The organism is Acinetobacter sp. UBA3025 (assembly GCF_002367915.1).
Taxonomy (GTDB): domain Bacteria; phylum Pseudomonadota; class Gammaproteobacteria; order Pseudomonadales; family Moraxellaceae; genus Acinetobacter.
In genome coordinates this window covers 9,466-17,726 of the sequence record NZ_DFDO01000232.1, presented here as the reverse complement: position 1 = coordinate 17,726, position 8,261 = coordinate 9,466, and the positions used below count along the sequence as shown (strand labels likewise).

At 45.5% G+C, this 8,261-nt stretch carries 6 protein-coding genes; 5 read left to right on the top strand and 1 reads right to left on the bottom strand.

What is annotated here, in order from left to right:
- From B4J23_RS09875 to ligA, 5 genes are all read left to right on the top strand, one after another.
- A partial coding sequence (locus B4J23_RS09875; RefSeq protein WP_291360336.1) for a sulfite exporter TauE/SafE family protein occupies positions 1-534 on the top strand: 534 nt, incomplete at its 5' end.
- Between the two features lie 194 nt (positions 535-728).
- On the top strand, positions 729-1,424 hold the full coding sequence (locus tag B4J23_RS09870; RefSeq protein WP_004783346.1) for a GntR family transcriptional regulator: 696 nt from the start codon (positions 729-731) through the stop codon (positions 1,422-1,424).
- Positions 1,425-1,435: 11 nt separating this feature from the next.
- Entirely contained in the window at positions 1,436-4,888 is a 3,453-nt protein-coding gene (gene smc, locus B4J23_RS09865; protein ID WP_291360338.1) for a chromosome segregation protein SMC, read from the top strand.
- A 1-nt stretch (position 4,889) separates the two neighbouring features.
- On the top strand, positions 4,890-5,885 hold the full coding sequence (locus B4J23_RS09860) for a cell division protein ZipA C-terminal FtsZ-binding domain-containing protein (RefSeq protein ID WP_291360333.1): 996 nt from the start codon (positions 4,890-4,892) through the stop codon (positions 5,883-5,885).
- Positions 5,886-5,981: 96 nt separating this feature from the next.
- On the top strand, positions 5,982-8,021 hold the full coding sequence (ligA, locus tag B4J23_RS09855) for an NAD-dependent DNA ligase LigA (protein WP_291360331.1): 2,040 nt from the start codon (positions 5,982-5,984) through the stop codon (positions 8,019-8,021).
- Positions 8,022-8,071: 50 nt separating this feature from the next.
- On the opposite strand, the gene B4J23_RS09850 is transcribed toward ligA, so the two are convergent.
- Positions 8,072-8,261 (bottom strand): hypothetical protein (locus tag B4J23_RS09850; protein WP_291360329.1); only part of this gene is annotated, 190 nt, incomplete at its 5' end.

The window sequence follows — 8,261 nt, the reverse complement described above, 5'->3', positions numbered from 1 at the left end:
TCATTCTTAGGAGCTGGTATTGCAGATTATTTATCGGGTCAAGGCCTACAATTGCTGATTGGTTTCTTTGCAGTCTGGATTGCATTCAGGATGTTTAGAGGTGCGCATTATCAGGTTGATCCGAATCAGAAATTGCCTTCAGCAGCATTACAGCTGGCAGCGGGTGGCGGCATTGGTGTGGCATCGGCCATCTTTGGAATTGGTGGCGGCAGTTTGACTGTGCCTTTCCTGAATCGTTGTGGTGTCGTCATCCAGAAAGCAGTAGCCACTTCTGCTGCCTGCGGTTTGCCAATCGCAGTGGCCGGTGCCTTAGGTTTCATCTGGTTTGGTCAGAAAGCTGAAGTCGAAGTACCAAATACGATTGGTTATATTCATATTTATGCGTTTATTGGTATTAGTGTGATGAGTTTTATCACTGCAAAATTTGGTGCAAAAGTGGCGCATTTATTATCACCAGTTCTATTAAAAAAATGTTTTGCGGCCTTATTGACTACAGTTGGTCTGTATTTTATCTATCAAGGCTTTACTGCCTGAACTACTCATTTTTTATCAGCTAAATTTTTTGAGGAGAATAGGTCACTATTCTCCTTTTTCTTTGACTGGGTTGGCTGTATAGACACAAGATTGTCTGACAATGTCAAAGTATTTTCTGCAAAAAAGCCGTTTAATAACTGAAAAGTCATCCAGAATGACTGCACTTGCATCAATAAAAATAAGACAGGAACAGTATGCAACAACAAGAAGCACACAGTTTGTCTGAACAGATTGCCAAGCATATCAGTGAACAGATTATCCGGGGTGAACTGGTTGAAGGCGAACGCATCCAGGAACTCAGAATTGCATCGGAACTTGACGTCAGTCGGGGATCAGTCCGTGAAGCCTTGCTCTTGCTTGAACGTACCCAGCTGATTGAAATCTTCCCGCGTCGCGGTGCTATTGTCTCGGAAATGTCGGCCATGCAGGTTCGTGCCTTGTTTGACCTGACCTCTTTATTGCTGGGGCAGATGGTACATCGCATGGCAGAAACCTGGCGTAGCCATGAGGCAGAGCGCATTCAGCTATTATTAGAACAATTAGAAGCCGAAACCCGCCAAGGCCATATCGAAAAGTTTTATGATTTGATCTTTCAGGGAATGGCCCAGCAACAGGAGATGGTCGGTAATCTTTACCTGATGCGCTACTATCAGGAACTGCTGCCATCTTTACGCCGTAGCTATTTTCTGACCCTGAATATTTCAAGACGTGAGCTACAGGAATCTTTTGAATTATTTAAACTGGTGACGGAAGCGATTTTAATTCGTAAATCCCATCAGGCGACGTTATTTATGGAAGATTTTTGTCGACACTTGCGCAACCTTGTGTTGGAATCTCTGATACGGATGAAACAAATTGAACTCGCGTGGGCCAGACGCTCACGACGTTAAATCAGGACACTATGCGTTTAAGCAGTTTAAAACTTTCAGGCTTCAAATCTTTTGCTGACAGTACTACCTTACACTTCAAGGATAACCGGACTGCAGTGGTGGGACCCAATGGTTGTGGTAAATCAAATGTGATTGATGCCATACGCTGGGTGATGGGTGAGTCCAGTGCGCGCCAACTACGTGGTGGCAGCATGCAGGATGTGATTTTTACCGGAACAGCCAAGCGCAAACCGGTGGGCATCGCCAGTGTAGAACTGCGTTTTGATAATACTTATGGCAAGCTGGGCGGTGCGTATAATGCCTATAATGAGCTGGCAGTGCGTCGTCAGGTCAACCGTGATGGCAAGTCTGAATATTTCCTGAATGGCACTAAATGCCGACGTCGTGATATTACCGATATTTTCTTGGGAACCGGTCTGGGGCCGCGTTCTTATGCAATTATTGAACAGGGCATGATTAACCGTCTGGTAGATGCCAAGCCGGAAGAAATGCGGGTTTTTATTGAAGAAGCTGCCGGGGTTTCCCGTTATCAGGCACGTCGCCGCGAGACCATGCTGCATCTGGATCACACGACGCAGAACCTGTCGCGTCTGGAAGATATTGCCTCTGAACTCAAGTCTCAGCTTAAAACCTTGAAACGCCAGTCAGAAACTGCCATTCAATATAAGGAACTGGAAGGTCAGATCCGTACCATTAAGATTGAAATCCTGTCGTTCCAGTGTGAGCAGAGCCAGCGTCTGCAAGAAGAATATACTGTGCAGATGAATACGCTGGGCGAGAATTTTAAGCTGGTACGTTCTGAATTGACTACTGTTGAGCATGATCTGGGAGCGACCAGTGAACTGTTCCAGCGCTTGATTCAACAGTCCACACCGCTACAAACTGAATGGCAACAGGCTGAGAAAAAGCTCAGCGAACTGGAAATGACCCTGCAGCAAAAGCAGTCCTTATTGCAGCAGAACTCAAGCAGTCTGGTGAAGCTGGAAGAACAAAAAGCACAAACCAAAGAACGTTTACAGCTGATTGAATTGCAACTGGACACCCTGCATCAACAACTCGAAGATCAGACTGCACAATTGCAGAAGCAGGAAGGTCAAAGTCAGGAACAAAACCAGGGTCTGACTGATCTGAAATCCCAGCAAGGCACAATTGCTGCCCAGTTTGCTCAAATTAAAACCCAGGTTGAGCAACAGCAACAACGTAAACAGCAAATGCTGGCGCAAAGTGAACAGCTGGCTAAAAATATTGTCCGGATTGAACAGCAAAAAGAAACCTTGCAACAGCAGGCAGCACAAATTCAGCAGCAGGCGCAGCAAGATGAGCTGGAACAGTATCAGACTGATAGAGCTGAAACTGAACAGCAAATCACTGGCTTTGAGACTCAGCTCAAAACACTGAAAACTGAGCTTGAGCAGCTACAGGCAGAACAGGCAGGTCAGCAGCAATTGCTCATACAGATGAAATCAGAAATTCAGGTACTGCATTCAGAACGGAAAAACCTGAGCCAGTTACTGACCAAAGCCAATCCAAACGCCAAAGCGGATGCGGTGCAGTTAATGCAGGTGTTGAAGCTGAATCCACAGGCCAAAGCTCATGCCAGCCTGATTGAAAAGTTCCTGGCGAAATGGCTTTCTGCACAAGTATTAGAAGAAACTGAGCATTTTTTGAAAAATAGTGCACGCCAGCTCAAAGCTCAGATGATACAGGATAATATTCAGCTTGATGGACTCCCTTGTTTAGCAGACTGGATTGAAGCGCCTCAATACTCACTCTGGCAACAGGTGGCCGTAGCTGAGAACTTTAAACAGGCACTTGGTTTACAAACTCAGCTGAGAGCAGGCCAGTCGATCCTAAGTCTGGATGGCTATCATGTCGGTCCCGACTGGATGATTGCACTGGATTATGATGAAGCCAGTCAGGCGGGACAAGGGGCACTGAGTCATCGTATCCGTCTGGATGAAATCGAGCAGCAACTGGCTCAGCTTGAACCGAAATTCGCAGATCTAGAGCAACAGCTTCCTGAACTCACTGCTCAAGTAAAAGCTTTGCAAAGCCAGATTCAAAGCATCAATGAGCAGCAGAAACAGGCACAAAAGCAGTTACAACAGCTTGATCTGAACATTGCCAAAGTTCAGAGTGCGACGCAGGCCTTTGCGGTACAGAAACAGCAATTGCAGAACCAGTTACAGCAACTGGATGAGCAGCTGGAAGAAGATGCGATGCAGAAAGATGATCTGGAAATTGATCTGCATGCACTGAATCTGAAACTGGAACAGGCACTGCCAAATTACAAAACCTTGCAATTCCAGCTGGAAGAACTCAATGCCCAGCTGGAAGACTCACAGCAAGTCACTCAGCAGGCGCAGCAGGAATTAGAATTACTGCGCCGTCAAACGGTACAAAGTCAGCAGCAGGCTGAACTGCTGGAAAAAGACCAGCTGTTTTTAAAAGAGCAATATCAACAGATTATTGCGCAAATAGAACAGGCCAAAAAGTTTGTCGATCCGGTACAACTGGAATTACCTGCTTTACAGAGCCAGTTCAATGAACAGGCACTGATCACGGAAAAACTGCAAAAAACCTGGGCAGACTGGCAGATCGAGCTGAATCAGATCCAGAGCAAGCAGCAGCACCTGACTGAGCAGCGCCATACTTTCCAGCAGCAAGATGAACAATTGCGTACTGAACTTGAAGCCAAACGTCTGGCCTGGCAGGCAGCAAAATCCGATTTACAGCATTATTCAGAGCAGCTGAAAGAGTTGAATAGTGAAGTAATTTCAGGGCTAAATATTGATGTAAAAGCACATCAGGCTAAACTGGAAAAAGCACAGGCTCAATTCGATAAACTGGGTGCGGTGAATCTGGCAGCTTCTGAAGAGTATGAAGAAGTTTCGAAACGCTATGACGAACTCAGCCATCAGATTCAGGACCTGGAAAATACCGTTGAACAGCTGCAGGCAGCAATGAAAAGTATTGATCAGGAAACCCGTAAGCTGTTTATGAATACCTTCGATCAGGTCAATGCCGAGCTGCAAAACCTGTTCCCGAAAGTATTTGAGGGCGGTGAAGCGAGTTTAAGTCTTGAAGATGGATGGCAATCGGGTGTAAAACTGATGGCACGCCCACCAGGCAAGCGCAATAGCTCACTGGCATTGCTTTCTGGTGGTGAAAAGGCTTTAACCGCATTAGCACTGGTCTTTGCAATTTTCCGCCTAAATCCGGCACCATTCTGTGTATTGGACGAAGTGGATGCACCGCTGGACGATGCGAACGTGGGACGTTTTTGTAATTTAGTCAAAGAGCTTTCTGAACAAGTGCAATTTATTTATATTACCCATAACAAACTTGCAATGATGATGGCGACTGATCTTTTAGGTGTAACCATGCCTGAACCGGGAACCTCAAAATTAGTGACAGTAAATTTGGAACAGGCAAAAGAATACGGCTTAGCTGCGGAGGTATAACATGGAAATCACCACAATTATCGGGATTGTTATTGCAATTGTGATTATGCTATTCGGCATAAGACTGATCTTGAAAAAACCTGCGGAGGCTGTACCGTCACTGGATGCGGATCTTCATATTGATCCTGACAGCCAGACTCCGGTTATTCCAAGGCATGTACGATCTCAACTGTCTAAAACAGAAAGTCCGGCAGCTACACGTGTTGAACCGAGCCTGAATGAAGAAGCAGTAGACAACATTGCACCTGTGGCAGAACAAAAAGAAGCAGCCAAAGTAGAGCCAACTTTGACTGAAACCGTCCAGCCCGAAACCAAAGCAGCAAGTCCGCTCGATACACAGGTGGTTGCAGAGGAAGCAGCCAAAACAGAAGAAAACACTACGCCAGCTGAACAAGAAAACAAGCCTGAAACAGTAGAAGTAGCAGAAGAAGAAAAAGAGCCTAAAGCCGCTGAATTTAGCCTGAATAGCAATATTGAAAAAGCTGAAATTTCTGACTTTAATGATGAAAGCAGTATTCTCGATGCACATCTCCATGAGCAAAAAATTGTGGATGAAGAATGTTCGCTGGCTAATGCTGAAACGATTATTTCTTTGCATGTTTATCCACAAGGCCGTGCACTGTCAGGTGAAAAAACCTTAAAAGTTTTACTGAAATATGGCCTGCGTTATGGTGAACTGGCATGTTTCCATCGCTATAGTGAAGATGGCTCGAAACTGCTATTTTCGGTATTACGTATGGCAGATACAGGGATGGAAGGTTTTGACCTAGAAACTCTGTCGACTGAAGAAGTCAAAGGTCTGGCGTTCTTCCTGGCTTTACCGCATAGCGATGTACAGAATGCTTTCGATACCATGGACAGCATTTCACGTCTGATTGCGCGTGAAGTGGATGGTCTGGTTTATGATCAGAACCAGCAGGAAATGACCCCGCAATTACGTGAATTCTGGCGTCATCAGGCGATTGATTATCGTGCTGGACAGACTGCAGAAGTTTAATATTCCAATATTGAATCTGCAGAATCCGATTTTTATAATAGCGAAAAGCTGAATATTGTATAGGGCGGATTTTCCGCCCTTTTTTATGGTGAAATTATGACCCAAGATGCCACTGTCATTGCGCAAATGCGTCAATTGATTCAACTGCTTGCCAAGCATAATCATGCTTATTATGTGATGGATCAACCTACGATTGAAGACAGTGAATATGATCAGCTCTTTCATCAGCTCAAAGCTTTAGAAGAACAATATCCACATTTACAACAGCCAGACACACCGACAGTGAAAGTAGGCGGTCAGGCACTTTCCAAATTTCTGACCGTAACGCATGCGGTGCCAATGCTGTCTTTAGGCAACGTGTTTAATCAGGATGATCTGTTTGCTTTCGCACGCCGTATTGAAGAGCGTTTACCCAATCAAAAGATTGAATACGATGTTGAGCTGAAATTTGACGGTCTGGCAATTTCCCTCTGGTATGAACATGGCGTACTGGTTCGTGGTGTTACCCGTGGTGATGGGGAAACTGGCGAAGATATTACCCAGAATGTCAAAACCATCCGTAATCTGCCGAAATTCCTGTCTCCAGTGAATGGCGTGATTCCAGAATTACTGGAAGTGCGTGGCGAAGTGCTGATGCCGAAATCCGGCTTTGAACGCCTGAATGCGGCCAATGCAGCGAAAGGCGAAAAAACTTTTGCCAATCCACGTAACGCTGCGGCCGGCAGTTTACGCCAGCTTGATCCGAATATTGCAGCTTCTCGACCTTTGGCTTTTTATGCCTATGGGATTGCCCAATGTGTACCACACCATGGTCAAACCACGATGTCAGCCAGTCTGGAATGGCTACAGCAGTTTGGCTTTGCTGTGGGTGAGCGGCATTTTATCTGCAGTAGCATCCAGGAAGTGCAAAAGGTTTACGAGCAGATCATTGAAGAACGTTCAAAGCTTAGTGTCGAAATCGATGGTATGGTCATTAAGGTCAATGACCTTAAACAGCAACAAAAACTGGGTTTCTTGAGCCGTGAACCACGTTGGGCAACGGCTTATAAATTCCCAGCAGTGGCTGCATTGACCACTGTTGAAAATATTGACTGGCAAGTGGGTCGTACCGGGACTCTAACGCCTGTAGCACGGTTGAATCCGGTTGCAGTGGGTGGTGTAACCGTTTCCAATGTAACGCTGCATAATATTGGTGAAATTCACCGTCTGGATGTAAGAATTGGGGATACCGTCAGTGTCTATCGTAGTGGTGACGTGATTCCTAAGGTTGAAAAAGTCTGGCCAGAATTTCGTCCTGCCGATGCTGTAGAAGTGTATTTACCTGAGAACTGTCCGGTGTGTGGTTCTCCAGTCGTCATGCCGGAAGGTGAAGCACTGGCACGTTGTTCAGGTGAACTGTATTGTGCGGCGCAGCGCATCGAAACCATCCGTCACTTTGTTTCACGTAAGGCTATGGATATCGAAGGTCTGGGCGATCGCTGGGTGGAGTCACTGTTACATCTCAATCTTTTAAGAGATGTCTCGGATATTTATCACTTGCATGAGCATCGTGAGCAATTACTGCAAATCGAAAAAATGGGTGAAAAGTCCGTTCAAAATCTCATTGATTCGATTGAGAACAGCAAGAAAACTACATTGGCAGCGTTTATTTATGCGCTCGGGATTCGTGGCGTAGGTGAAACGACAGCACGTATGCTGGCCAATACTTTCCAGACTCTCGACGCTTTACGTAGTGCTGATGTAGACGCTTTAAAGAAAACACCGGATGTTGGTGATATTACCGCAGAGTGGATTGTTGATTTCTTCCAGGCACCGCATAACCTGGAAGTATTGGATCGCTTGTTGGCTGCCGGTATTCATTGGGATGCACCAATTGCACCAACGCGCCAACCACTGAATGGTGAAAGTTGGGTAGTGACTGGAACTTTAAGTTCTATGGGACGTGATGAAGCAACACAACTGTTGCAAGCCTTAGGTGCACGGGTCAGTGGCAGTGTATCGAGTAAAACCAAATGTGTGGTGGCGGGTGAAAAAGCGGGTTCTAAGCTCGATAAAGCAGAAAAACTCGGTGTGCCCGTAATCAATGAAGCGCAATTTATTGCTTTGATGAAAGAGCATGGGCAAATCGAAGAATAATCAGTTCTAAACAATGACTCAAATAAAAAAGACACCTAGGATGATGAATCTTAAGGTGTCTTTTTTATTGCTAATTCAAAACTATAGGTGAATGAGAGGGGAGGATAGACAAATACAAGGACGGGTTCGGCAATGTAAGTTGAATTCACGTACAATAGATTCATTTGCAGGTATAGATCCTGCCTGATTGATTCTGTTCTCCCGTTGATGATTGGCATACACATGGCGCAAGCAAAGAAA